General features: G+C 69.9%; 22 protein-coding genes. 7 read left to right on the top strand and 15 right to left on the bottom strand.

The genetic code is table 11. The features are described from left to right. Position 1 precedes the first annotated feature (1 nt). The 6 genes from H9633_RS12745 to dut form a co-directional block, all read right to left on the bottom strand. Positions 2–904, bottom strand: a complete 903-nt coding sequence (locus tag H9633_RS12745) for a YegS/Rv2252/BmrU family lipid kinase (RefSeq protein ID WP_318247280.1) — start codon at positions 902–904, stop codon at positions 2–4. A gap of 9 nt (positions 905–913) precedes the next feature. Continuing rightward, positions 914–2,857, bottom strand: coding sequence for a 1-deoxy-D-xylulose-5-phosphate synthase (dxs, locus tag H9633_RS12740; RefSeq protein ID WP_191713442.1), 1,944 nt, complete (start codon positions 2,855–2,857; stop codon positions 914–916). Between the two features lie 118 nt (positions 2,858–2,975). Beyond that, positions 2,976–5,882 (bottom strand): aconitate hydratase, encoded by a 2,907-nt coding sequence (locus tag H9633_RS12735; RefSeq protein WP_191713396.1) that lies wholly within the window; start codon positions 5,880–5,882, stop codon positions 2,976–2,978. 130 nt (positions 5,883–6,012) lie between these two features. Beyond that, positions 6,013–6,780 (bottom strand): DUF3159 domain-containing protein, encoded by a 768-nt coding sequence (locus tag H9633_RS12730; RefSeq protein WP_371260966.1) that lies wholly within the window; start codon positions 6,778–6,780, stop codon positions 6,013–6,015. Further along, on the bottom strand, positions 6,777–7,364 hold the full coding sequence (locus H9633_RS12725) for a DUF3710 domain-containing protein (protein WP_071640401.1): 588 nt from the start codon (positions 7,362–7,364) through the stop codon (positions 6,777–6,779). Before H9633_RS12725 ends, H9633_RS12730 begins: the two co-directional genes overlap by 4 nt. After that, positions 7,361–7,810 carry a dUTP diphosphatase gene (gene dut / locus H9633_RS12720; RefSeq protein WP_071640403.1) on the bottom strand — a complete coding sequence of 150 codons (450 nt, stop codon included), beginning with the start codon at positions 7,808–7,810 and terminating at the stop codon, positions 7,361–7,363. The genes H9633_RS12725 and dut overlap by 4 nt, the downstream gene beginning before the upstream one ends. A 3-nt stretch (positions 7,811–7,813) precedes the next feature. Between dut and H9633_RS12715 the strand changes: the two genes are divergently transcribed. Next, positions 7,814–8,296, top strand: a complete 483-nt coding sequence (locus H9633_RS12715) for a DUF3093 family protein (protein ID WP_071640405.1) — start codon at positions 7,814–7,816, stop codon at positions 8,294–8,296. A 60-nt stretch (positions 8,297–8,356) separates the two neighbouring features. Here H9633_RS12715 and H9633_RS12710 read toward each other — a convergent pair whose 3' ends face one another. Beyond that, positions 8,357–8,650, bottom strand: a complete 294-nt coding sequence (locus tag H9633_RS12710; protein ID WP_071640407.1) for a DUF4193 domain-containing protein — start codon at positions 8,648–8,650, stop codon at positions 8,357–8,359. Between the two features lie 210 nt (positions 8,651–8,860). Here H9633_RS12710 and sepH point away from each other — a divergent pair, with 210 nt between their 5' ends. After that, positions 8,861–9,913, top strand: coding sequence for a septation protein SepH (sepH, locus tag H9633_RS12705; protein WP_191713395.1), 1,053 nt, complete (start codon positions 8,861–8,863; stop codon positions 9,911–9,913). Between the two features lie 15 nt (positions 9,914–9,928). On the opposite strand, the gene H9633_RS12700 is transcribed toward sepH, so the two are convergent. After that, positions 9,929–11,056 (bottom strand): alkaline phosphatase family protein, encoded by a 1,128-nt coding sequence (locus H9633_RS12700; protein ID WP_225211436.1) that lies wholly within the window; start codon positions 11,054–11,056, stop codon positions 9,929–9,931. Positions 11,057–11,139: 83 nt separating this feature from the next. On the opposite strand from H9633_RS12700, the gene H9633_RS12695 reads away from it, so the two are divergent. After that, positions 11,140–13,578 carry a DNA gyrase/topoisomerase IV subunit A gene (locus tag H9633_RS12695; protein WP_191713394.1) on the top strand — a complete coding sequence of 813 codons (2,439 nt, stop codon included), beginning with the start codon at positions 11,140–11,142 and terminating at the stop codon, positions 13,576–13,578. A gap of 54 nt (positions 13,579–13,632) precedes the next feature. Here the strand turns inward: H9633_RS12695 and H9633_RS12690 are convergent, their stop codons facing one another. Beyond that, positions 13,633–15,759, bottom strand: a complete 2,127-nt coding sequence (locus H9633_RS12690; RefSeq protein ID WP_191713393.1) for a DNA gyrase/topoisomerase IV subunit B — start codon at positions 15,757–15,759, stop codon at positions 13,633–13,635. A 174-nt stretch (positions 15,760–15,933) separates the two neighbouring features. Between H9633_RS12690 and H9633_RS12685 the strand changes: the two genes are divergently transcribed. Beyond that, the gene (locus tag H9633_RS12685) at positions 15,934–16,143 is read left to right on the top strand and encodes a DUF7455 domain-containing protein (RefSeq protein WP_071640416.1); all 210 of its coding nucleotides are present in this window, start codon (positions 15,934–15,936) and stop codon (positions 16,141–16,143) included. Between the two features lie 5 nt (positions 16,144–16,148). On the opposite strand, the gene H9633_RS12680 is transcribed toward H9633_RS12685, so the two are convergent. The 6 genes from H9633_RS12680 to H9633_RS12655 form a co-directional block, all read right to left on the bottom strand. Then, positions 16,149–17,183, bottom strand: a complete 1,035-nt coding sequence (locus H9633_RS12680) for an alanine racemase (RefSeq protein WP_191713392.1) — start codon at positions 17,181–17,183, stop codon at positions 16,149–16,151. Next, positions 17,180–17,875 carry an alanine racemase C-terminal domain-containing protein gene (locus H9633_RS12675; RefSeq protein ID WP_191713391.1) on the bottom strand — a complete coding sequence of 232 codons (696 nt, stop codon included), beginning with the start codon at positions 17,873–17,875 and terminating at the stop codon, positions 17,180–17,182. Before H9633_RS12675 ends, H9633_RS12680 begins: the two co-directional genes overlap by 4 nt. A 15-nt stretch (positions 17,876–17,890) precedes the next feature. Then, the gene (locus H9633_RS12670; RefSeq protein ID WP_191713390.1) at positions 17,891–18,643 is read right to left on the bottom strand and encodes a type 1 glutamine amidotransferase; all 753 of its coding nucleotides are present in this window, start codon (positions 18,641–18,643) and stop codon (positions 17,891–17,893) included. After that, positions 18,640–19,959 carry a MurT ligase domain-containing protein gene (locus tag H9633_RS12665; protein WP_225211435.1) on the bottom strand — a complete coding sequence of 440 codons (1,320 nt, stop codon included), beginning with the start codon at positions 19,957–19,959 and terminating at the stop codon, positions 18,640–18,642. The genes H9633_RS12670 and H9633_RS12665 overlap by 4 nt, the downstream gene beginning before the upstream one ends. Then, on the bottom strand, positions 19,956–21,248 hold the full coding sequence (locus tag H9633_RS12660; protein ID WP_191713389.1) for an RNA polymerase sigma factor: 1,293 nt from the start codon (positions 21,246–21,248) through the stop codon (positions 19,956–19,958). Before H9633_RS12660 ends, H9633_RS12665 begins: the two co-directional genes overlap by 4 nt. Before the next feature lie 161 nt (positions 21,249–21,409). Beyond that, entirely contained in the window at positions 21,410–22,336 is a 927-nt protein-coding gene (locus H9633_RS12655) for a proteasome assembly chaperone family protein (RefSeq protein WP_071640425.1), read from the bottom strand. A 111-nt stretch (positions 22,337–22,447) separates the two neighbouring features. Between H9633_RS12655 and H9633_RS12650 the strand changes: the two genes are divergently transcribed. From H9633_RS12650 to H9633_RS12640, 3 genes are all read left to right on the top strand, one after another. Continuing rightward, positions 22,448–23,923 (top strand): leucyl aminopeptidase, encoded by a 1,476-nt coding sequence (locus tag H9633_RS12650; protein WP_191713388.1) that lies wholly within the window; start codon positions 22,448–22,450, stop codon positions 23,921–23,923. Next, on the top strand, positions 23,923–25,296 hold the full coding sequence (lpdA, locus tag H9633_RS12645; RefSeq protein ID WP_191713387.1) for a dihydrolipoyl dehydrogenase: 1,374 nt from the start codon (positions 23,923–23,925) through the stop codon (positions 25,294–25,296). The genes H9633_RS12650 and lpdA overlap by 1 nt, the downstream gene beginning before the upstream one ends. A 72-nt stretch (positions 25,297–25,368) precedes the next feature. Next, positions 25,369–26,079: biotin/lipoyl-containing protein (locus H9633_RS12640; protein WP_318247279.1), on the top strand; the 711-nt coding region annotated here is incomplete at its 3' end.

The following is a 26,079-nucleotide window of genomic DNA, read 5'->3' as shown; positions in this document are numbered from 1 at the left end:
CTCACTCCCTCGGAATCATCATGGTGACGGCGGCCGGGCGCACACCGATGCTGCACTCCCCCACCCCGACGCGCTCGCCGTCGGCGTAGACGACCAGATCGGGGGCCGACACCCGCACCGAGGTGGCCCGCTCGTGCCGCACCTCGGGACGCCGCAGGTGACGCCCGCGCAGCAGCAGCGGGAACAGGCGCACCAGCCGCGCGCGGCTGACGGGCGCGACGTGCACCACGTCGAGGTGACCGTCGTCAGGGTCGGCGCCGGGGCAGATCGGCATCCCGCCACCGTAGCTGCGGGTGTTGCCGACGGCCAGCAGGGTGCCCGGCCGCACCTGAGCGCTGCCGCCGTCGATCGAGACCCGGAACACGACCGGACGCAGGCGCACGAGTTCGATCACCAGCGCCAGGTAGTAGCGCAGCGGGCCGCGGGGGCGCCGCAGCGCATTCGTGCGCTCGCTCACCTTCGCGTCGAAGCCGAGGGCGGCGACGGTGAGGAAGACCCGTTCCGAGCCCCGCGACGAGACCGTGCCGAGATCGATGGTGCGGGCGCGGCCGTGGATCGCGGCGAGGGCGGCCGTCCGCGGATCGCGGGTGGGGATGCCGAGCGACCGGGCGAGGTCGTTCCCTGTGCCGGCAGGCACCAGTGTGATCGGCTTCCCGCTCTGCGCCAGCACGTCGACGATGCCGGTGAGGGTGCCGTCGCCGCCGACGACGACGATGCCGTCGGACTGGGCGCGCACCGCCCGGCGGGCGAGAGACCGGGTCTGCTCGGCCGACTCCCCCACGAGAAGGGTCACCTCGGCCCCGGCCGCCCGCAGCGCGCGCTCGGCCGCGGCTCCCACCCGCACGGCGTGCCCCCTGCCCGCCTGCGGGTTGACGATGAGGGCGAGGCGCACGGGTTCACCCACCGCGCGAGCTCAGCGCTTCTGGGTGAGAGAGAGGTCGAGGGCCCCGGTCTGGCCGGGAGCCTTCGCGACCGGGATCCGGGTACCGCCGACCTGCGCCACGATGTCGGCCGTGATCTTGTCGACCGTGAGTCCGGCGTCCTCGAGGATCTGCTCGCGGGACGCGTGCTGGAGGAACTCGTCCGGCACACCCAGCTCGTCCACCCCGGTGTCGATCCCCGCCTCGCGCAGCACCTGGCGCACCCGCGTGCCGATGCCGCCGACGCGGATGCCGTCTTCCAACGTGATCACCAGACGATGCCGTGCCGCCAGGGAGACGACCGACGACTGCACGGGCACCGCCCACCTCGGATCGATCACCGTCGCCCCGATGCCGCGCGCGCTCAGACGCGCGGCGATGTCGACGGCCACCTCGGCGAACGCGCCGATCGCGACGATCAGCACGTCCTCCTCATCGCCGCGGGCGAGCACGTCGGTGCCGTCGGCGAGACGCTCGATCGCGGTGATCGGGTCGGGCACATCGCCCTTGGGATAGCGGATCACCGTCGCCGCGTCGTCGATCGCGACGGCTTCGGCGAGGCACTCGCTCAGACGCACGGCGTCGCGCGGCGCGGCGATCCGGATGCCGGGCACCATCTGCAGCATCGCGAGATCCCAGACGCCGTTGTGACTCGGCCCGTCCGGCCCGGTCACGCCGGCGCGGTCGAGCACGAACGTCACCCCGGCGCGATGCAGGGCGACATCCATCAGCACCTGGTCGAAGGCGCGATTCATGAACGTCGCGTAGATGGCCACGACGGGGTGCAGGCCGCCGAACGCGAGTCCCGCGGCGGATGCCACGGCGTGCTGCTCGGCGATGCCGACGTCGTACACCCGATCGGGGAAGCGCTCGGCGAAGGCGGCCAGGCCGGTCGGACGCAGCATCGCGGCGGTCATCGCGATGACCTTGTCGTCGCGGCTGCCGATCTCGACGAGCGCGTCGGAGAACACCGAGGTCCACGAGGTGCCGGACGACGACGACAGGGCTCCGCCGGTCTTCGGATCGATGCGCCCGACCGCATGGAACTGGTCGGCCACGTCGTCGAGGGCGGGCTGGTAGCCGCGCCCCTTCTCGGTGATGGCGTGCACGATCACGGGTGCGCCGTAGTCCTTGGCGTAGCGCAGCGTCTCGATGAGCGCCTCGACGTCGTGGCCGTCGACCGGCCCCAGGTACTTGATGTCGAGGTTGGAATACAGCGCCACGTTGTTCGCGAACCGCGAGAGGAAGCCGTGGGTGCCGCCGCGCACGCCGCGGAACACCGCGCGGCCGAGCGGGCCGAACGCGCGGAACAGCCGGTCGGACTTGCGGTGCATCTCGCGGTACATGCCCGCGGTGCGCACGCGGTTGAGATAGCGCGACATGCCGCCGATGGTCGGCGCGTAGGAACGGCCGTTGTCGTTGACGACGATCACGAGGTTGCGCTCGTTGTCGTCACTGATGTTGTTCAGCGCCTCCCACGTCATCCCCCCCGTGAGGGCGCCGTCGCCGACGACCGCCACGACGTGCCGATCGGCGCGTCCTGTCGCGGTGAGCGCACGCGAGATGCCGTCGGCCCAGCTCAGCGAGCTCGACGCGTGCGACGACTCGACGACGTCGTGCACGCTCTCGGATCGCTGCGGGTATCCGGCGAGCCCGCCGCGGGAGCGCAGCTCGGAGAAGTCCTGGCGACCGGTGAGCAGCTTGTGCACGTACGACTGGTGGCCGGTGTCGAAGATGATCGGGTCGTCGGGAGACGAGAACACGCGGTGCAGCGCGATCGTGAGCTCGACGACGCCGAGGTTCGGGCCGAGGTGCCCGCCGGTGCGAGCGACGTTCTCCACGAGGAATGCACGGATCTCAGCCGCCAGCTCGACCAGTTCCCCGCTGGAGAGTCGATCGAGATCTCGGGGGCCGGTGATGCTCGGCAGGATCGGCATGGACGTCCTTCCGCGACGTGGATCGCCCGCCGGGGAAGGCGTGCGCATCCGAATATTCTACCTCGGGATGCGGCAGGGGCCCGGATGCCGAAGCATCCGGGCCCCTGCGCGACGCGGGTCAGACCAGCGAACGCAGCACGTACTGCAGGATTCCGCCGTTGCGGTAGTAGTCGGCCTCACCGGGTGTGTCGATGCGGACGACCGCGTCGAAGGTGATCGGCTCGCGACCCTCGGCGGAGAACTCGCTCGGGGTGGCCGTGACCTTGACCGTCTTCGGCGTGGTTCCCTCGTTGAGAGCCGTCAGACCCTCGATCGAGATGACCTCGGTGCCGTCGAGCCCGAGCGACTCCCAGCTCTCCCCGGCGGGGAACTGCAGCGGGACGACGCCCATGCCGATGAGGTTGGAGCGGTGGATGCGCTCGAAGCTCTCGGTGATGACCGCCTTCACGCCGAGCAGGTTGGTGCCCTTGGCCGCCCAGTCGCGCGACGAGCCCGATCCGTACTCCTTGCCGCCGAAGATCACCAGCGGGATGCCCTGGTCCTGGTAGTTCTGCGATGCGTCGTAGATGTACGCCTGCGGGCCACCCTCCTGCGTGAAGTCGCGGGTGAAGCCGCCCTCGATCTGCTGACCGTCGTTGACGGCCTTGACGAGCGCGTTCTTCAGGCGGATGTTCGCGAACGTGCCGCGGATCATCACCTCGTGGTTTCCGCGGCGCGAGCCGTAGGAGTTGAAGTCGCGCTGCTCGACACCGTGCTCGGTGAGGTACTGCGCGGCCGGCGTGCCGGCCTTGATGTTTCCGGCGGGCGAGATGTGGTCGGTGGTGACCGAGTCGCCCAGCGTCGCCAGCACGCGAGCGCCGCTGATGTCGGTGACCGGAGCGGGGGTCAGCTCCATGCCGTCGAAGTAGGGCGCCTTGCGCACGTAGGTCGACGCCTCGTCCCATTCGAAGATCGGCCCGGTCGGCGTCGGCAGGTTCTTCCAGCGCTCGTCGCCGTCGAAGACGGTGGCGTACTGCTTGATGAACTGGTCGCGCGAGATCGAGCTGTCGATGATCTCCTGCACCTCTTCGGTGGCCGGCCAGATGTCCTTGAGGAACACGTCGTTGCCGTCTGCGTCCTGGCCCAGAGCATCGGTCTCGAAGTCGAAGTGCATCGAGCCGGCGAGGGCGTACGCGACGACCAGCGGCGGGCTGGCCAGGTAGTTCATCTTCACGTCGGGGCTGATGCGCCCCTCGAAGTTGCGGTTGCCCGAGAGCACTGCCGTGACGGCGAGGTCGTGCTCGTTGATCGCCTCGGACACCTCTTCGATCAGCGGGCCGGAGTTTCCGATGCAGATCGTGCAGCCGTAGCCGACGGTGTAGAAGCCGAGACCCTCGAGGTCCTTGTCGAGGCCGGACTTCTCGTAGTAGTCGGTGACGACCTTCGAGCCGGGGCCGAGAGTGGTCTTCACCCACGGCTTCTGCTTCAGGCCCCTCTCGCGCGCCTTGCGGGCGAGAAGACCGGCGGCGATCATCACCGACGGGTTCGACGTGTTGGTGCACGACGTGATGGCGGCGAGGGTGACGGCGCCGTTGTCGAGGATGTACTTCTGCCCGTCGGGAGTCGTCACCTTGACCGGGTTGGATGCGCCGTGCCCGCCGCTCGAGGCGAGCATGGAGTGCTGGTGCTCGTCCTCGTGCTGGTACGACACGCCCTCCTCCGACACGTGCTCACGCTCGACGCCGGGCGCGTTGCCGGGATCGGATGCCGGGAACGTGCCCTCGACCTCGACCGAGGCCTCGTTCGCCGAGGTGTAGTTCAGGATGTCCTTCTCGAACTGCTGCTTCGCCTCGGCCAGCAGGATGCGGTCCTGCGGGCGCTTGGGACCGGCGATCGAGGGGACGACCGTTGACAGGTCGAGCTCCATGTACTCCGAGTACGTGGGCTCCTTGTCGGCGTCGTGCCACAGGCCCTGCACCTTGGCGTACTGCTCGACGAGCTCGACGGCGTGCTCGTCACGGCCGGTGAGGCGCAGGTAGTCGAGCGTCACGTCATCGATCGGGAACATCGCCGCGGTCGAACCGAACTCGGGCGACATGTTGCCGATGGTCGCGCGGTTCGCGAGCGGGACGGAGGCCACACCGGCGCCGTAGAACTCGACGAACTTACCGACCACGCCGTGCTGGCGGAGCATGTCGGTGATCGTGAGCACCACGTCGGTCGCGGTCACGCCGGCGGGGATCTCGCCGGTGAGCTTGAAGCCCACCACGCGCGGGATGAGCATCGACACCGGCTGACCGAGCATCGCCGCCTCGGCCTCGATGCCGCCGACGCCCCAGCCGAGCACGCCCAGACCGTTGACCATCGTAGTGTGCGAGTCGGTGCCGACGCAGGTGTCGGGGTATGCGCGCAGCACGCCGTCGACGGTGCGGTCGTAGATGACCTTGGCCAGGTGCTCGATGTTCACCTGGTGCACGATGCCGGTGCCCGGGGGCACGACCTTGAAGTCGTCGAACGCGGTCTGACCCCAGCGCAGGAACTGGTAGCGCTCGCCGTTGCGCTGGTACTCGATCTCGACGTTGCGCTCGATCGCGTCCGGGCGCCCGAACAGGTCGGCGATGACGGAGTGGTCGATGACCATCTCGGCGGGAGAGAGCGGGTTGATGCGATTCGGGTCACCGCCGAGCGCGGTGACGGCCTCGCGCATGGTGGCGAGGTCGACGATGCAGGGCACGCCGGTGAAGTCCTGCATGACCACGCGCGCCGGCGTGAACTGGATCTCGGTGTCGGGCTCCGCGGTGGGGTCCCACGAACCGAGCGCCTCGATCTGCGCCTTCGTGACGTTCGCGCCGTCCTCGGTGCGCAGCTGGTTCTCGAGAAGCACCTTCAGAGCGAAGGGGAGCCTCTCGTGACCCGCGACCGTGTCGATGCGGAAGATCTCGTAGTCGGTGCTGCCGACTGTCAGGGTGCTCTTGGCACCGAAGCTGTTCACCGTGGACACGAATCCGTCTCCTTCTGATCGGATGGGAGCGACAGGCGCTTCCATCTTGCTCGCCGAGTGAGCGGCACGGCTAGCAAGGTTGGCCTTACCAGTGTGCGTCGTGCGGCCGCTCGACGGAACGAGCAATTTATCTTGACGTCAAGATAAATCTACCAGAACGGACGCCGGTCCGCCGTCAGTCGGCGCGTCGGTAGAGCGCGCGGACGACGAGCCAGGTGACGGCGACCATCGGCGCGAACAGCGGCAGCCCCATCACCAGCTTGAGGGTGCCGAGCAGGGTCACCTGGTCGGTCAGGTACAGCGGCAGCTGCACGGACAGTCGCAGCAGGAACAGCGCACCCCAGGCCAGTCCCAGCCAGAAGAAGGCGCGCCGCTTGCGACGGTCCCCCCGCCACGCGGTGCCCTCTCCCATCAGGAACCCGACGGCGAGTCCGATGATCGACCAGCCGGCGAGGGCCGCGACGACCATCACCGTGCCGTAGAGCGCGTTCGTGATCAGACCGGGGACGAAGTTGTCGGCGCCGCGCCCCGTCCACAGCGCCAGGCCTGCCGCCGCGGCCACGGCCACCAGGCCGCCGAACGCCGCAGCGGGAGGCGACTTCTGCGCGATCCGGATGATCGTGAGCACACACGCGATGCCGACCGACACGCCGAGCGACAGCAGCAGGGGCTCCGGCTGCAGGGTGAACAGGACGACGAAGGCCAGGCTGGGAAGGACAGACTCGATGATCCCGCGCCAGCCGCCCATCGCACGCCACACGATGCGCTGCGCGCTCTCGTCGGTCTCCGAGCTCAGGCCGGCCCGGCGCGCCGCACCGCCGAGGGCGGTGCCGATCACCTCCGCAGCCGACGGCTCGGCAGCCGAGGGCTCCGCCGAGCCGATCGGCTCAGCCGCGGGATGCCGGGAGCTCGCCTCGTCGCGCCGGTCGTCGGCGGGTGTCACGCCGATCCCGGCGTGGACGGCATCTTCAGCGGGATCAGGTCGCGAGGGGGCATCGGCGTCGCGCCTCGCACCACGACGATCGACCGGAACAGGTCCTCCACCTGCTCGGCCGCTGCCGGATCGGACGCGGCATCGCCGCCGATGACTCCGCGCAGGAACCATCGCGGGCCGTCGACGCCGACGAACCTCGCCAGCCGCATGCCGGACCCCTCCGCAGCCGTGGCGGGTACCTCGGCCAGCAGCTCCTTGCCGAGCGTGCCCTCACGTTCCTCGACCCGTCCACCCTGCGTGCGGATCTGATCGCGCAGCTGCACGCGGGTCTCATCCCACAGCCCTCGCGAGCGCGGCGCGGCGAAGGGCTGCACCTGCAGCGACGAGCCGGCGTAGTCGAGGCCGACCGCGACGATCCGCTTGCTCTGCTCCTCGACCTCGAGGCGGAGATTCAGTCCCTCTCGGGGCAGCACCTTGATGCCGCCGAGGTCGATGTACGGGCGCACGGGGTTCGCCTCGCTGTCGTCGAACGGGCCGGCGGTCGCCCGGTCGGCCGGGGCGGACTTCAGCGTGGGTTCGATCTCTTCAGTCATTCGCTCTTTCCCTGGGTATAGCCGGTCGACCCGAATCCGCCGTCACCGCGGACGCTCTCGGGCAGTTCGTCGACGGGTTCGAACCGCGCTTGGACGACGGGCATCACGATGAGCTGCGCGATGCGGTCGCCGACCGCCACATCGTACGCTTCCCGGCTGTCGGTGTTCAGCAGGCTGACCCTGATCTCGCCGCGGTAGCCCGCATCCACGGTGCCGGGCGAGTTGACCACCGTGATGCCGTGCTTGGCGGCGAGACCGCTGCGCGGCACGACGAAGGCGGCGTACCCCTCCGGCAGCGCGATGCGCACGCCCGTTCCGATCAGCGCCCGCTCGCCGGGCTCGAGCCGGACGGCCTCGGTCGACACCAGATCGGCCCCGGCATCTCCGGGGTGCGCGTAGAACGGGACGTTCGCCGCGATAATGGGGACGGCAACGGAATGAGTCACCCCATGAGGCTAATGCAGAACCCCCACCCCGACACGCGCGAGACCTATCGCGAGCGACTGGCCCCCGGCCTCTGGCTCCTGGTCACCATCGCCCTGGCCGGCCCGATGGTGTCGCTCGTGCTGACGCCGCTCGACCCGAGCCTCGCGCTGGCGGTCGGAGCGATCGTCTCGCTCGTGCTGGTGACCCTGAGCATCGTGCTCTCCCCCACCGTCCGCGTGGTCGACGGCGTGCTGCACGCGGGGCGCGCGCACATCGACGCCGTGTGGCTGGGTGAGCCCCGCGAGTTCTCCGGCGAGGAGGCCAGGGCCCGACGCTCCCATCAGATCGCCAGGGACGGCTGGAACCTGCTCCGCGGCGGCATCGACGGCGTCGTCGTCGTGCCCGTCACCGACCCGGACGACCCGGTGAGCAGCTGGACGATCTCGTCGCGCACCCCGGACCGTCTCGCGGCGGCGATCAGCTCGGCGCGTGCAGTGCGCCGCTGACGGGCCGGAACGCAGAACGCGCCCCAGGCCATCGGGCCGGGGGCGCGTGCGGGTCGGTGATCAGGCGGCGCATTCCTTGCAGATCGGGCCGTCCGCGCCGTCGTGGTCGAGCTGCGAGCGGTGCTTCACGAGGAAGCAGCTCATGCAGGTGAACTCGTCCTGCTGCGCGGGCAGCACGACGACATCGAGCTCCATGTCGGAGAGGTCGGCGCCAGGGAGCTCGAACCCGGTGGGGTTGTCCGAGTCCTCGACATCGCCGGCGCCGGACTGGGTGCTCGGCACGCGCTCCTTGAGGGCTTCGATCGACTCGGAGTCGTCTTCGCTCTTGCGAGGGGCGTCGTAATCGGTTGCCATGCGGTGATTCTCCACTTCCGTGGTGCGAGTGTTCGAGGGTGGGGGGATCCGATTTCGGGTGATCGGCGGGCCATAGTTTGCACGACTGCGCACCAATAAGCAAATGCCATGCGGCCCGATCGGGGAAACTCGCGGCACGCCCACGGTATTCCGCACGCGATCAGGGTGCGCGTGACACCATGAACGCACACCCATCAGAGGGGCATTGGCATGGAAAACGTCACCATCATCGGAACGGAAGCGGGAGTCCTCGTCCTCGCGACCGAGTCCGGGCAGCGCTTCGCGCTGCCCATCGACGACGTCCTGCACCGCGAGGTGCGTCGCGCGACCCGCGAGTCCGAACCCGCGCCGGCGCGTCTGGCCGCGAGCCCGCGGGACATCCAGGCGCAGATCCGCGCGGGTCTGACGGCGGCAGAGGTCGCTGCGCTGCTCGGCGTCAGCGAGTCCGATGTGGCGCGCTTCGAGGGACCCGTCCTCGCCGAGCGCGAGCACATCGTCAACCAGGCTCTCGCGGTGCCGGTGCTGATCGGCAGCGAGGTGGAGCCCGACGCGCAGCCCACCTTCGGCTCCGCGGTGCGCGCCAAGCTGGCATACCTGGCTGCGTCGGACGAGCGCTGGGCGAGCTGGAAGGACGACACGGGCTGGACGGTCAAGCTCGAGTTCACGGCGAACGACGTCGCACACGACGCGCGCTGGGCCTTCGACCCGCGCCGCAGTACCCTGTCGCCCGTCAACGCCGACGCCACACAGCTCTCCCGGCAGGGGTCGCTTCCCGAGGGGCTCATCCCACGCCTCCGCGCGGTCGATGCGGAGCGCGTGTCGCCGTACAAGGACGACAGCCGTTTCGACTCCGGGGCGTTCGGACCCCGTCTTCTTCCGCCGCCCGAGGAGGCCGAGGAGATCCCCGTCGCGGAGCACTCCAGTGCAGCAGCTCACGATGCCGCCGCCCGGCGCGCCCCCGACGAGCACCGCACGAGTTCGGAGACCGCCGACCTGCTCGAGGCGCTGCGCCGCCGACGGGGCCAGCGCGAGAGCGCACCGCTGTTCGACGAGGCCGACGAGGACGCATCCCCGCTGGCGCTGTTCGACCCGCTCGACGAGCCTGCCGAGGCGCCTGCGGAGACCAGGTCGGCCGAGACGACGCCGACTGCGACGAAGCCTGCGCCGGAGGCTGCAGCCGAGCAGCCGAGCGGTCGCCGGAAGCGGCGCAATGCGATGCCCTCCTGGGACGAGATCGTGTTCGGAGCGCGCACGGACGAGTGAGCGCGGGCTGGTCCGTCAGCGCCGGAAGGCACCCAGCCTGATGAAGGGCACCCGCCACTCCTCGGGCGTGAGCGCGCCGTGCTGGCCCACCATGCCGCGGGCACGCTGGTCGTCGGCCTCACCGTCGTAGAGAGCGACGGTGCCGCGGGCGATCACCAGCATGTCGCCGATGCGTCGGCGCACGGCATCCGAGGCGACAGGCCCGAACAGGCCCGCCTCGATCGCCTCGGCGCGGCTGACGACGTCCGCCGCGCCCTCCAGATCCCGCCGCCAGCGCGACAGCAGCGCCGTCTGGTCGACGTCGGGCTCGGTGTAGACGTGCAGCATCCGCGGTTCGCCGCCGATGTGCCGGATGCCGTCGTGCCAGCCACCTGCGGCATCCAGGATCAGGTGACGGTGCTGCGGCACATCGATCATCCCGTGATCCGCCGTGACCAGCACCCCCACCCCGTCGGGAACCGTCCGCGAGAGCGCGGCGTCGACATCCTCCAGAGCGGCGACCCACTCGGCCGAGTCGACGCCGTGCCGGTGCCCTGCTTTGTCCACCTCGGGCAGGTAGCAGTACACGATGGCGCCGTCGTGGGCGTCGGCGAGCTCCCACGCGAGCTGCACGCGCTCGGCCGCGCCCGGGGCCGAACGGAACTCGGCTCCGCGCAGCGTCGCCCCGGAGAACCCGCTGCCGGCGTAGGCCGGGATGCCCAGGGCGAAAACTGGATGTCCGCTCTCTGCGGCCTGCTCGAAGACGGTCGGGGCGCTCTGCCACTCCAGCGGATCGATGCCTCCGGCCTCCCATCCGCTGAGCAGGTTCACCAGCGCATCGGACTCGGGATCCCGCACGCTGTAGCCCACCAGGCCATGCGCCCCGGGGACGGCCCCGGTGAGCAGACTGGTCAGCGCGGCCGCGGTCGTGGTCGGGAACACCGATCCCGCGACGTCCTTCTTCGCCATGGCCGACGACAGCGTGCGCGCGTGCCCGGCGTGCGCGCGCAGCGCCGGCGCCCCCAGTCCGTCCACGACCACCAGCACGACCGACCGCGCCAGGGGAAGGTCCGCGGATCCGCCCCGCAGCGCGGCGAGGAGCTGCGGCGCCACCCCGCTGATGTTCCGCGTCGAATCGAGGCTGGTCGGTAGGATGAGAGGCATCCGGGTCAGTCTCGCACAGGTGGCCCGACGCACCGCGCCCGAGCGCCGTCGCGAGTCCGCACCGAGCGACCAGCAGGAAGTCCATGCCAAAGCCCTCGTCATCCGAGCCCGTTCAGGAGCGCATCCAGGACATCGACCTGTCGCAGGAGATGCAGGGCTCGTTCCTCGAGTACGCCTACTCGGTGATCTACTCCCGTGCGCTGCCCGACGCGCGCGACGGTCTGAAGCCCGTCCAGCGGCGCATCCTCTACCAGATGGCCGAGATGGGGCTGCGCCCCGACCGCGGGCACGTCAAGAGCGCCCGCGTCGTCGGCGAGGTGATGGGAAAGCTGCACCCGCACGGCGACTCCGCCATCTACGACGCTCTCGTGCGCCTGGCGCAGGACTTCGCACTGCGCGTGCCGCTGGTCGACGGACACGGCAACTTCGGCTCGCTCGATGACGGACCGGCGGCATCCCGGTACACCGAGGCGCGCCTGGCGGCATCCGCTCTGGCGATGACCGAGAGCCTCGACGAGGACGTCGTCGATTTCGTACCCAACTACGACGGCCAGTTCCAGCAGCCCGCCGTGCTCTCCGCCGCCTTCCCCAACCTGCTCGTCAACGGCGCCAGCGGCATCGCCGTCGGCATGGCGACGAACATGGCCCCGCACAACCTCATCGAGGTCGTCGCCGCCGCGACCCACCTGCTCGAGAACCCCGAGGCCACCACGGCCGAGCTGATGGAGTTCGTACCCGGGCCCGACTTCCCCTCCGGGGGGATCCTGATGGGTCTCGACGGGGTCAGGGACGCGTACGAGTCGGGTCGGGGGGCCTTCCGGCTGCGGGCCAAGACCTCCATCGAGCCGCTCGGCCCGCGCAGGACAGGCATCGTCATCACCGAGCTGCCCTACCAGGTGGGGCCGGAGCGGGTCATCGAGAAGCTCAAGGATGCGGTCACCGCGAAGAAGCTCCAGGGCATCAGCGACGTGCAGGATCTGACCGACCGGAAGAACGGTCTGCGGCTGGTCATCACCGTCAAGACGGGTTTCGACCCGGCCGCGGTGCTCGAGCAGCTGTTCCGCTTCACCCCGCTCGAGGAGTCGTTCTCGATCAACAACGTCGCCCTCGTCGACGGACAGCCGCGCACGCTCGGCCTCAAAGAGCTGCTGCGGGTGTACCTGCAGCACCGCGTCGAGGTCGTCACCCGGCGCAGTCGCTTCCGCCTGGCACGGCGCAACGAGCGCCTGCACCTGGTGCGCGGCCTGCTGGTGGCCATCCTCGATATCGACGAGGTCATCCAGGTCATCCGCACCTCGGACGACTCCGAGACCGCCCGCTCGCGACTGCAGCAGGTGTTCGAGCTCGACGAGGTGCAGGCCGAGTACATCCTCGAGCTCCGCCTGCGCCGCCTGACGAAGTTCTCGCGTCTGGAGCTCGAGGCAGAGCGCGACAAGCTGCTCGCCGAGATCGCCGAACTCGAGACGCTGCTGGCCGATCCCGCCCGGGTGCGCGCTCAGGTCGCGCAGGAGCTGGATGCGGTGGCCGACCAGTTCGGCACGCACCGGCGAACCCTGCTGCTCAACGCCGCGCCGCCCAAGGCGCGTTCGGCGAAGTCCGCTGCGGAGCTGCAGATCGCGGACGCCCCGACGACGCTGCTGCTGTCGACGACGGGTCGCGCCGTGCGCGTCGACCTCGAACCGGGCGCGGTGATCACCACGCCTCCGCGTCGCAGCAAGCACGATGCGATCCAGGCTCGTCTGGAGACGACCACGCGCAGCGAGATCGGCGCCGTCACGACCGCGGGACGCGTGGTGCGATTCACGCCCGTCGACATCCCCGCGGTGCCCGCCTCCTCGGTCGGGCTCGGTGCGGGCGTGCGCATCTCCGACTACCTCGGGCTGAGCGATCGCAGCGAGCGGGTCGTCGCGCTCATCCGCTTCGACGACGACACGCCGCTCGCGGTGGGCACCAGAGACGGCGTAGTCAAGCGCATCGTGCCCTCCGCTCTCGCGGTGCGACCCGAGCTGGAGATCATCGGGCTGAAGCCGAAGGACGTCGTCGTCGGCGCAGCTCCCGCCCCCGATGACGCCGAGCTCGTGTTCGTCACCTCGGACGCCCAGCTGCTGCACTTCTCGGCATCGAACGTGCGGCCCCAGGGTGCGCCCGCAGCGGGAATGGCCGGCATGAAGCTCGGCGCGAAGAGCCAGGTCATCTCGTTCACGGTGGTCTCGTCTGCGGATGATGCCGTGGTGGTGACCGTCTCGGGCTCGGAGGGCACCCTCGCCGGCGCGGACGCCGGTCGAGCCAAGGTCTCGGCGTTCGCCGAGTTCCCGGCGAAGGGCCGCGCGACCGGAGGTGTGCGGGCGCACGCGCTACTCAAGGGCGAGGACGGACTTCGCCTCGCCTGGGTGGGCGTGGATCCGCGCGCGGTCGGGACCGACGGCGCGGCCCGCGTGCTGCCCGAATCCGGTGCGAAGCGCGACGGATCGGGGCAGCCCCTGGATGCCGTGATCGGGTCGGTCGGCACCGCGATCGGCTGACCCCCGGACGAGGCACCCGACGCGGCGGCCTCGACGCGCCCGGATCCGGCGGTCTCAGGCGTCGATCGCCTCGCGGCTGAGCCTGTCGCTCGAGCTCATGATGAACTCGCGGCGCGGCGCCACTTCGCTGCCCATCAGCAGCTCGAAGGTGCGCACGGCGGCGTCCGCCGACTCCGCGTCCTCGATCGTCACGCGCCGCAGCAGACGGCCGGACTTCTCCATGGTCGTGTTGGCCAGCTGGTCGGCATCCATCTCGCCCAGACCCTTGTAGCGCTGGATGGGGTCCTGCCAGCGCTTGCCGGCCTTCTGCAGCTTGGCGAGCAGAGCGTGCAGCTCGGCCTCGGAGTAGGTGTAGATCGTCTCGTTCGGCTTGGAGCCGGGGTTCATGACGATCACCCTGTGCAGGGGCGGGACCGCGGAGTAGACGCGGCCCGCCTCGACGAGCGGACGCATGTAGCGGAAGAAGAGGGTGAGCAGGAGGGTGCGGATGTGCGCACCGTCGACGTCGGCGTCGCTCATCAGGATGACCTTGCCGTAACGAGCGGCACTGAGGTCGAACGAGCGGCCGGAGCCGGCGCCGATCGTCGTGATGATCGCCGCGCACTCGGCGTTGCCGAGCATGTCGCTGACCGATGCCTTCTGCACGTTGAGGATCTTGCCGCGGATCGGCAGCAGCGCCTGGAACTCGCTGTTGCGTGCGTGACGTGCCGTGCCGAGCGCGGAATCGCCCTCGACGATGAACAGCTCGCTCTGCTCGAAGTCCTTCGACCGGCAGTCCACGAGCTTCGCCGGCAGCGACGACGACTCGAGCGCGGTCTTGCGCCGCTGGGTCTCCTTGTGCGCTCGCGCCGAGACGCGGGCCTTCATCTCGGAGACGATCTTGTCCAGCAGCATCGACGCCTGGTTGCGGTCGTCCCGCTTGGTCGAGGCGAAGCGCTCGGCGAGCTGCTTGCGCACCACCTGCGCGACGATCGTGCGCACGGCGGGAGTGCCGAGCACCTCCTTCGTCTGCCCCTCGAACTGCGGTTCGGGCACGGTGACGGTGAGCACGGCCGTGAGGCCGGCGAGCACGTCGTCCTTCTCGAGCTTGTCGTTTCCGACCTTGAGGCGCCGGGCGTTCTGCTCGACCTGGGCGCGCAGCGTCTTCAGCAGCTCCTGCTCGAAGCCCTGCTGGTGCGTGCCGCCCTTGGGCGTGGCGATGATGTTCACGAACGAGCGGACCGTGGTCTCGTACCCGGTGCCCCATCGCAGGGCGAGATCCACCTCGCATTCGCGCTCGACCTCGGTGGCCTTCATGTGCCCGTCGGCCTGCAGCACGGGCACCGTCTCGGTGAAGCGTCCGCTGCCCTGGATGCGCCAGGTGTCGGTCACCGGAGCATCGGATGCCAGGAACTCGACGAACTCCGAGATGCCGCCCTCGTACCGGTACGACGTCACCCGAGGGCCGGCGGGCGCGTCCGCGTCGGGTGACGGGGCATGAAGCGGGCGCTCGTCGCGGATCTCGAGCTCGAGGCCGGGAACGAGGAACGCGGTCTGACGCGCGCGCGTCTCGAGCTCGGAGAGCTGGAACGCGGCGTCCTTCGTGAAGATCTGCCGGTCGGCCCAGTAGCGCACCCTGGTGCCGGTGACGCCCTTGGCGACCTTGCCGATCACACGCAGCTCGCTCTGCTGCTCGAACGGGGTGAACGGAGCGTCGGGGCGCGGCTCGCCGTCATCGGCGAAGATGCCCGGCTCACCGCGGTGGAACGACATCGCGTAGGTCTTGCCTGCGCGGTCCACCTCGACGTCGAGACGCTCCGAGAGCGCATTGACCACCGAGGCCCCCACGCCGTGCAGACCACCGGAGGCGGCGTACGAGCCGCCACCGAACTTCCCGCCGGCGTGCAGCTTGGTGTAGACGACCTCGACGCCGGTGAGCCCGGTGCGCGGCTCGACATCGACGGGAACGCCACGACCGCGGTCGGCGACCTCGACGCTGCCGTCGGCATGCAGGGTGATCGCGATTTTCGAGCCGTTGCCGTCGACGGCCTCGTCGACCGAGTTGTCGATGATCTCCCACAGGCAGTGCATGAGGCCCGGCGACCCGTTCGAGCCGATGTACATGCCGGGACGCTTGCGCACCGCCTCGAGGCCCTCGAGAACCTGGAGGTGGTGGGCGGAGTACTCGGAAGTCACAATCATCGATTCTATTTCCGCGGCGACAGGGGCCGACGCCGCGACACTCCCGCACGGCAAGCCAGGGCGTGCGGCGTACGCGCACAGCGAAACACGCCCGGATCCGGGCATGCATACAGGCGGCGCGTGGTTGTATTGAGCACGATCTCAAAGGATCCGAACCGCTGAGGAGGCACCGAGATGAACGCCACGACTGAGCGCGAGACTGCCGAGTACCGCCTCACCGCGATGGACCGCTGCGACTCCTGCGGGGCGCAGGCGTACATCGCCGCCGAGGTCAACGGCACCGAGATGCTGTTCTGCGCACACCACGGACGCAAATACGAGGAGAAGCTGCGCGCCGTCGCCACCTCGTGGCACGACGAGACCGCCCGCCTCATCGAGGCGTGAAGCAATCAGTCGACCACGAGTCGACGCACCGCCGGAGTGAGCCTGGTGATGATCTCCTCGCCGACCGTGCCCACATGCTCGGCGAGTGCGGTCGCATCATGCTCACCCGCCTCGCCCGGCCCGAAGAGCACCACGCGCTGACCTGAGGCCACACCGCCCCACGGCTCGACCGTCATGGTCGTGCCGCCGATGTCGACGATGCGGCGCAGCCCGCCCGGTGTGGCGATCTGCGCGCCGCGCAGGATCGACGGCAGACCGTGGAATGCTCCGATGCCGACACGGACGACGCCGCCATCGATCTGCTCGACGGGCGCGCTGAGCCGCGCGACGAGTCGGAGACCCTCGAGGGGCGGACCGTCGGCGGAGCGGATGCCGTAGCAGAACGCCCCGACGCGACTCAGCGAGCCGCGCAGCTCGGGCCGCCACCACGCGGCGGCGGACGCTGTCAGGTGCAGCACCTCGGGTTCGCCGCCGGCCTCGACGAGATGCGCGACCGCGTCCAGGAACACCCGCTGGGCGGTGTCATCGTCCGCATCGCTCGCCTCGGCGAGGTGGCTCCACACGCCCGACACCACCACGCTGCCGCGGCGCTGCGCGGCCATGGCGGTGGCGACGGCATCCTGCCACTCCTCGGGGCGGAAGCCGTTGCGGTGCAGGCCGGTGTCGATCTTCAGATGCACGCGCACACGCGCGCCCGCGGCCTCGGCCTCGCCGATGACGGCGTCGAGATAGGCCGCCGATCCCACGCCGAGGTCGATGTCCGCCGTGATCGCCGTGGCGACCTCGGACCGCGCTGACGTCGCCCACGCGTACACCCGCTGATCGGTGAGCGCGCGGATGCGCAGCGCGGTGGGGATGTCGTATCCGCCGAACCAGGTCACCCCGGCGGCCGTCGCCTCGGCGACCGACCAGTCGACGCCGAGACCATACGCGTCGTCCTTCATCACCAGCAGCAGCTCCGACGGAGACAGGCGTCGCTGCACCGCGGCGATGTTGCGGCGGAATGCGCCGCGCGAGATCTCGAGCAGAGGTCCGCTCATGCGACCCACTCCCCCTGTCCGTGTCGTCCGATGACCACGGCCATCTCCAGCGCCGTGAGTCCGCTCACCGATGCCCAGTGCGCGAGCGCATCGCGGGCGCCGCCGACACCGCCGAAGTACACGACGGGCGTGCCGTCTTCAGCATCGCCGCCCTCCAGATCGACCACGCACACGTCCATCGCGATGCGTCCGACCACGGGGAGCATCCGCTCGCCGATCTGCACCCGGACCCGGTTTCCGAGCACGCGCGGGATGCCCTGGGCATAGCCGCCGGTGACCAGCGCGATGCGCGTGTCGTCGACGGCGCGATGGGTGTAGCCGTACGAGACGGCCTCCCCGGCGCGCAGCGGCTTAGTGGAGAGCACGTGCCCCTGCAGGCTCATCACCGGCTCCGACGTCCGAGACCCGTCGGCATCCGGAATCCCGAACAGCGCGGCGGGCTCGACGTCGGCCGCACCCGCGGTGTGCACGCGCAGTCCGGGACGGGACGACACGACGGCGACGTGCTCGGGGTCGACGATCACATCTGTGATCCCGGCATCCGCGAGGACCCCGGCGACCTCGGCTGCGCCGTGACCGAACCCGTCGTGCCGGAGGTCGACGATCGCTCCGGGCGCGACGAGCGCGCGCGACGCGCGTTCGAGTGCTCCTCGGGAGAGGAGCACCCTGGGCAGCGCGCTGCTGGCAGTCATGCGGATCTCCGGCTCTCAGAGCTGGATGGTCTTGAAGCCCTTGTCGTGCACGAAGCGCTCGATCGCATCGCGCGCGCCCTTCGCGTACTCATCGAACGGGCTCGGCGTGGCATCCGGAAGATCCAGGCCGCGGCGGGCGGCGGCTGCGCTGACGAGAACGTCGGCCAGCGCCGGGTTGAGCGGCAGGACGGGCCCCTGCACGTTGCCGACGACCGCGTTGCGGTGGCGCACGAACTCGCCGCGGGCGTCACCGCGGGAGTAGCTGCCGCGACCGGCGACGACGGTGCCGTACGCGGCGGACTCGTCGGTCAGCGTCCACTCGGAGGCGTGGTCCTCGAAGCCGACGACGGCGGCGTCCGGCGTGCGCACGGTGATGTATCCGACCCGACGGTCGCGCGTGCGCGACACCCGGTACGGCATGACGCCCACGCCGTCGACGCTGTCGCCGTCGGTGAGATCGATGCGCTCACCGAGCAGCTCGGCCGACCCGCCGATCGCGAACAGCGTGCGGTCGTCGGCGATGAAGGAGCGCAACTGCTGCGCACGGGCGACGAAATCGGCGTGCACACCGCGCAGAGCCGAGAGCGGACCGTTGCCGATCACGACGATGTCGACGTCCTCCGGCAGAGGCTCGCCGACTCCGACGTGCGCCGTGGTCGATGCGACGCCCCGCGCGCGGAGGCGCTCCTCGAGCGTGCGGACGTTGCCGCGGTCTCCGGTGATGCCGAGCTCGGCGGGATACAGCTGGACGATGCTGATCTGCGTCATCGGCGCGCCACCTCCTGGTCGCCGTACCCGAGGATGCGGCGACCGATCATCATGAGCTCGTAGTTGACGAACCAGGTCTGCTTGCCGGTCGTGGTCTCGGGGAACGAGCGCATGATCGCGACCGCCTTCTCCATGTCGGGCTCGACGGTGCCGATCTCCACACCCGCGTACGCCAGGGCGAGAGCCAGCTGATGGGCCTTGTCGCCGGTGACCACGTCCACGCGCGGCAGCGGCGCGAAGTCGACGTCGTACAGCCACGAGACGTCAGGAGTCCCCTCGTCGATCGCGATCAGGGCACGCTCGGGTGTGCCCTCCAGTGCGTCGAGGTTCATCTGGATGCTCGGAGCGTTCTTGAACATCACGAACTCGACCTGCTCGCCGGCGGGGTCGCGACGCAGCGGGATGACCTCGCCACGGCCGTAGGCCGGTGCCATGCTCGCGAAGCCGGTGGCCGCGCGCTGCGTGTCGAACTCGGCGCCCAGCACTCCGGATGCGACCGCCAGGGCGGCCGCGGCGTCCGCGGCGTAGTGCAGCCCCCTCGCGGGAAGGGTGATGCGGGCATCCGCCTCCCCCACCCTCACGACCACGTCTCGACCGGACACCTCGCGGACCTCCGCGAACGCCTCCCGGTCGATGATGCCGGCCGTGCCGCTGCGGGTGTCGACGGCGTTGGCGAGGCCGTGCGCGGAGGATGCCACGATGTCGGACGCCACCCCGAAGAACGTCACGGGGGCGCGCATCGCGTCGACGTCGATCTTCGACAGGTACGGATCGTCGCGGTTCACCACGACGTGCGCCGAGGCGCGCTTCGACGCCTCGAGCATCATGTCGGCCACCCGTTCGGTCTCGTAGAACCGGTACAGCTGGTCGACCTGCACGTTCAGCGAGAGGATCACCGACGGCGACAGGCGGTCGGCGAGGTCAGCGGCGAAGCCCTCGTCGATCTCGAGCACGGCGACGTCTGCGCGGATGCGACCGGTCAGCGTCGCGTCGGCGAGCAGGGCGCTGGTGACCCCCTGCGGCAGGTTGGCACCGGTCGGGTTGGTGAACACCCGCAGACCGTGCGCGCGCAGCACTTCGCTGATCATGTGCGTCGTCGTCGTCTTGCCGTTGGACCCGAGCACGAAGACCACGCCGTAGCGGAACTGGTCGGCGAGCGTCGGCAGCAGCGTCGGGGCGAGACGGTTGGTGAGGTAGCCGGGGAAGGCAGACCCTCCCCCGCGCAGACGGGTCGCGAAGCGCGCGAGCTTGCCCGCCAGCACGGGGAAGACGTACCGCAGGCCGGCCGAACGCGCCTGGGGTGTCGCCTGCATCATTCGAGGTAGTCCCGCAGCGACTGCGACCGGCTCGGGTGACGCAGCTTGGCCATCGTCTTCGACTCGATCTGACGGATGCGCTCACGCGTCACGCCGAAGGTGTCGCCGATCTGGTCGAGGGTCTTGGGCTGACCGTCACCGAGGCCGAAGCGCATCCGGATCACGCCGGCCTCGCGCTCGGACAGCGAGTCGAGCAGCTGCTCGAGCTGACGCTGCAGCATGGTGAACCCGACGGCGTCCGCAGGGACGACCGCCTCGGTGTCCTCGATGAGGTCACCGAACTCGCTGTCGCCGTCCTCGCCGAGCGGGGTGTGCAGCGAGATCGGCTCGCGGCCGTACTTCTGCACCTCCACGACCTTCTCCGGAGTCATGTCCAGCTCGCGCGACAGCTCCTCGGGCGTGGGCTCGCGGCCCAGGTCCTGCAGCATCTGACGCTGCACGCGGGCGAGCTTGTTGATGACCTCGACCATGTGCACCGGAATGCGGATGGTGCGGGCCTGGTCGGCCATGGCGCGGGTGATCGCCTGACGGATCCACCACGTCGCGTAGGTCGAGAACTTGAAGCCCTTGGTGTAGTCGAACTTCTCGACCGCGCGGATCAGACCGAGGTTGCCCTCCTGGATGAGATCCAGGAACTGCATGCCGCGACCGGTGTAGCGCTTCGCGAGCGAGACGACGAGGCGCAGGTTGGCGCCGAGCAGGTGGCTCTTCGCGCGCTGACCGTCGCGCGCGACCCACTGCAGGTCGAGCCCGAGCTGGCTGGACTTCTCGGCCGCCGACATCGTCGACAGCTTCTCCTCGGCGAACAGGCCCGCCTCGATGCGCATCGCGAGCTCGACCTCTTCGGCCGCGTTCAGCAGTGCGACCTTTCCGATCTGCTTCAGGTAGTCCTTGACGGGGTCGGCGGTCGCGCCGGTGATCTGCGTGGAGTAGACGGGGACATCGTCCTCGTCCTTCGAGGTCAGGACTATGGCGCCGGTGGGCAGCGGCTCGGTGAAGGCGGGCTTCTTGTCGCCCTCCTCATCGTCGACGTCATCGGTCTCGACGGCCTCGTCGTCGACCGGAGCCTCGTCGTCCTTCTTCTTCGCCGTGCGACGGGCGGGAGCCTTCTTGGCGGGGGCCTTGGCAGCGGGGGCCTTCTTGGCAGCGGGGGCCTTCTTGGCAGCAGCGCCCTTCGTCACCTTCTCGGGCGCCGCCTCGGCGGCGCCCATCACCTCGGCCTCGACGGCGTCGGGGTCGGCAGCAGTCTTCGTCGTCGTCCGGGAGTTCTTGCTCGTGGCAGGAGTCACGTTTCGCCTTTCACGGAGCGGTGCGCGCGCTCCGAGCCGTTTCGGACACTAGTAAGACCCTTGTCAAGTCCATCCGCGAGGAATCTGTTGACAACGGGTCGAGTATCCATTATCACACACGACACCGCCGGCTTTCTCCGATTCGCGGAATCCGCCTCGGCTCAGCGCTGCTTGTCGTCGTCTCCGGGGCGTCGCGAGGCCAGATACCGCTCGAGCTCGGCGGCGAGCTCGTCGGCGCTGGGCAGGTCGCGCTCGTCGAAGCCGCCCTCGTCGCCGGTCTCGTCCCGGCCGGCCATGTACGCGTCGTAGCGCTGCTCGAGGCCGTGCAGCATCTGCACGAGCTCCTCGCTGCCCTGCACCTGCTCGGCGACGCGCGCCTGGAACTCCGCGCTGCGCTCGTGCACGGCATCCATCCTCAGGACCAGACCCGTGCCCGCCATCAGCTTGTCCGCCGCTGCGGCGATCGTGTCGGGGTACTCGGTGTCGGCGAGGTAGTGCGGCACGAGGAGGACGAACCCTGCCACGCGCACGTCGTCCTCGACCAGCCGGAACTCGAGCAGGTGCGCCGCGGTCGCCGGCACCTGGGTGCGGGGACGCCAGACCGAATGCACGGCCGTGAGGTCGCGGCGGTTGCCGCTGACCGTGACGCCCAGCGGGCGAGTGTGCGGGACGGGCATGGCGATCGAGTGCACCCAGGTGACCGTCGAGACCTGCAGAGCCTCCACGAAGTCGACGACGGCGCGCGCGAAGGCGTTCCAGGCGAAATCGGGCTCGTACCCGGAGAGCAGCAGGAACGCCTGACCGAGCGCGTCGTGCGCGAGCGAGAGCTCGAGCCGCGCCGGGCGGTACTCGGTCAGGTGGTCCTGATCGAAGAGCATGATCGGCCGCCGCGCGCGGTAGTCCAGCAGCACGTCGTTGTCGAACACGGCGACCGGCGCCGGGTCGGTCGTCGCGTTCAGGTGCTCGATCAGCCCCGCGACGGCGCTGCCGGCATCGGTGAAGCCGGTGAGCAGGATGACCAGGGGCAGCCCGGCAGGCACGTCCGGAGCCCCGGGAACCGACTCGAAGAGGTCAGCAGGTGACGGCATGACTCCATGCTACGAGTCGCATCCCCGGCCCGGGCGGCGCGGTGCATGCTCACAGCGAACACGGCTGCAGCGCCTCGGCTCCGCAGGAGTGCCCGTCCATAGGATGGAGTCATGACGCTTCCCGTGATCACCCACACGACCGATCCGTTCCCCGGAGGCACCGCAGACGCCGCAGTGCTCGTCATCCCCGATCCCTCCTCCGCCGCCGACGCGCTGAGCGGGTACGAGGGTCTTGCCGACACTCTGGCAGGCATCGGATACAAGGGAACCGCTTCCGCCTATGCGCGCGTGCACCTGCCGACGGTGACGTCGCTGCCCCTCGCCGTCGTCAGCGTCGGGAAGCAGCCGGATGCCGCAGCCGTGCGCGACGCCGTCGCGACCGCGGTGCGCTCGCTGACGGGCTTCGCCACGGTGTCGATCGGGTTCGCCGGCGACCTCGATCAGCACGCCGACGCCGCGGCGGAGGGCGCGCTGCTCGGCGGCTACCGCTTCGACGACTACCGCTCCGAGAAGAAGCCGTCTCGCGCCGAGACGATCGTGCTGCACGCCGCATCGATCGGTGGGGGTGCGCTCGAGCACGCCCGCGCGGTGGCCGAGGCCGTCGCCCTGGTCAAGGATCTCGTCTCGGTGCCCGCGGAATGGCAGAGTCCTGCCCAGCTCGCCGATGAGGCCGCCAAGGCCGTCGCCGAGCTGCCCATCGAGATCGAGGTGCTCGATGAGAAGCAGCTCGAGGAGCAGGGCTACGGCGGCATCCTCGGCGTCGGACGCGGATCCGACCGCCCGCCGCGACTCGTGCGACTGTCGTACTCCCCCGCCGAGGCCGGCCGCCACATCGCCCTGGTCGGCAAGGGCATCACGTTCGACACCGGTGGTCTGTCGCTCAAGCCGGCCGCCAGCATGGTCGGGATGAAGTTCGACATGGCGGGGGCTGCCACCTCGCTCGCGGCGATCCGCGCGATCGCGGCCCTCGGCCTTCCGGTGCGCGTCACCGCCTTCCTGTGCATCGCCGACAACATGCCGTCGGGCCGCGCGACGCGTCCCGGCGATGTGCTTCGGATGCTCGACGGCCAGACCGTCGAGGTGATGAACACCGACGCCGAGGGTCGCCTGGTCATGGCCGACGGACTCGTCGCCGCCAGCAGGGAGAACCCCGACGTCATCATCGACGTCGCGACGCTCACCGGCGCGATCATCGTCGCGCTGGGCATGCGCCACACCGGCGTGATGGGCGACGACGACGCCGTCGCCGAATATCTCGCCGCAGCCGAATCGGTCGGAGAGGACGCCTGGCCGCTGCCGCTTCCCGAATTCATGGAGGAGAGCCTCGACTCGCAGATCGCCGACATGGTGAACGCGAACATGGGCGACCGCTCCGGCGGGTCGCTCTTCGCCGGACTCTTCCTGCGTCGCTTCATCGGCCGCACCTCGGATGCCGAGGATGCACCGCGCATCCCCTGGGTGCATCTCGACATCGCGGGTTCGGGCGAGCACAAGGGCGCACCGTACGGGCACACGGAGAAGGGCCCGACCGGCGCCGCGGTGCGCTCCCTCATCGCCTTCGCGCGGGCATCGGCAAAGGAGTCCTGATGGCCACGCACGAGTTCGACGTCGTGATCCTCGGCGGCGGCAGCGGCGGCTACGCCGCTGCGCTGCGGGCCAGCGAGCTCGGCAAGAAGGTCGCGCTCATCGAGAAGGACAAGGTCGGCGGCACCTGCCTGCATCGCGGGTGCATACCCACCAAGGCGCTGCTGCACGCGGCAGAGGTCGCCGACCACGTGCGGTCCGCGGCTTCCGTCGGAGTGACGGCCACCTTCGAGGCGGTCGACGCGGCGGGGGTCCGCTCGTACCGCGAGGGCATCGTCGCCAAGAAGTTCAAGGGCCTCGAAGGACTCGTCAAGGCGCGCGGCATCACGACGGTGCACGGCGAGGGCCGTCTGGATGCCGATCGCTCGGTCGTCGTCGGCGACGACCGCTACGTGGGCGCCGACGTCGTCCTGGCCACCGGCTCGTACAGCCGCTCCCTGCCGGGTCTCGAGATCGGCGGGCGCATCCTCACCAGCGAGCACGCGCTCGCGCTCGACGAGGTGCCCGGCAGCGTGATGATCCTGGGCGGCGGTGTCATCGGCGTCGAGTTCGCCAGCGTGTGGAAGTCGTTCGGAGCAGAGGTCACGATCATCGAGGCGCTGCCGCACCTCGTCCCGAACGAGGACATCGCGATGAGCAAGGGACTCGAGCGCGCGTTCCGCCGTCGCGGCATCCGGTACTCGCTGGGCACGCGCTTCGCGACCGCCGAGCAGGACGACGCGCAGGTGACCGTCACTCTCGAGGACGGGACCCGCTTCAGCGCCGACTACCTCCTCGTCGCGGTGGGTCGCGGACCTGTGACCGACGGGCTCGGCTTCGAGGAGGCCGGCGTCGGCCTCGAACGAGGATTCGTGACCGTCGACGATCAGCTGCGCACCGCCGTTCCCGGCATCTGGGCAGTCGGCGACATCGTGCCGGGTCTGCAGCTCGCGCACCGCAGCTTCCAGCAGGGGATCGCCGTGGCCGAGCGGATCGCGGGGATGGATGTGCCCACTCCCCCGGACTCCCAGATTCCCCGGGTGACGTACAGCAGCCCCGAGGTCGCGTCGGTCGGCATCACCGAGGAGGCGGCCGTGGCGGCGCATGGCGCTGACGGGGTCGTGTCGTACGAGTACAACCTCGCCGGCAACGGCAAGAGCGAGATCATCGGCACCGGCGGCATGGTGAAGGTCGTCCGCCGCAAGGACGGCCCCGTCCTCGGTGTGCACCTGATCGGCGACCGCGTCGGCGAGCTCATCACCGAAGGCCAGCTCGCCGTGGCCTGGGAGGCGCACCCGGAAGACATCGCGCCGCTCATCCACGCGCACCCCACGCAGAGTGAGGCACTCGGCGAGGCTTTCCTCGCACTCGCCGGAAAACCGCTGCACGCCCTGTAGGAACGCACAAATATCCATAGACTCCCAGGTCACTAAGCTTGGGGCATCACAATTTTCCGAAGGAGACTCGACATGAGCACAGCCGTGGTCCTTCCCGCACTCGGGGAGAGCGTCACCGAGGGCACGGTCACTCGCTGGCTGAAGCAGGTCGGCGACACCGTGCAGGCTGATGAAGGCCTGCTGGAGATCTCGACCGACAAGGTCGACACCGAGATCCCGTCCCCCGTCAGCGGTGTGATCGAGGAGATCCTCGTCGCAGAGGATGAGACCGTCGAGGTCGGCGCGCTGCTTGCGCGCATCGGCGACGGCAGCGGCGCGGCGTCGAGCGACGACGCCCCGGCCGCCGAGGCACAGGCCGAGCAGCAGCAGGCGCCCGCAGAGCAGGCGCAGTCGCCGGCATCCCCGGCGGAGAACGAGGTCGAGGCGGCTCAGGAGTCGGCGCAGAGCGATGCGCCCGCCCCCGCGGCGTCGGGCGACGCCACCGACGTGGTGCTGCCTGAACTCGGCGAGAGCGTCACCGAGGGCACGGTCACCCGCTGGCTGAAGCAGGTCGGCGACGACGTCGCCGTCGATGAGGCACTGCTGGAGATCTCCACCGACAAGGTCGACACCGAGATCCCGTCGCCGGTCGCCGGAACGCTGCAGGAGATCCTGGCCGGTGAGGACGAGACCGTCGAGGTGGGCGCTGTTCTGGCCCGGATCGGCTCGGGCGCCCCCGCAGCCGCACAGGAGGCTCCGGCACAGGAGGCTCCCGCACAGGAGGCACCCGCACAGGCGGCACCC

The organism is Microbacterium commune, from assembly GCF_014836945.1.
GTDB lineage: Bacteria > Actinomycetota > Actinomycetes > Actinomycetales > Microbacteriaceae > Microbacterium > Microbacterium commune.
This window is presented reverse-complemented; position numbering and strand designations above follow the sequence as displayed.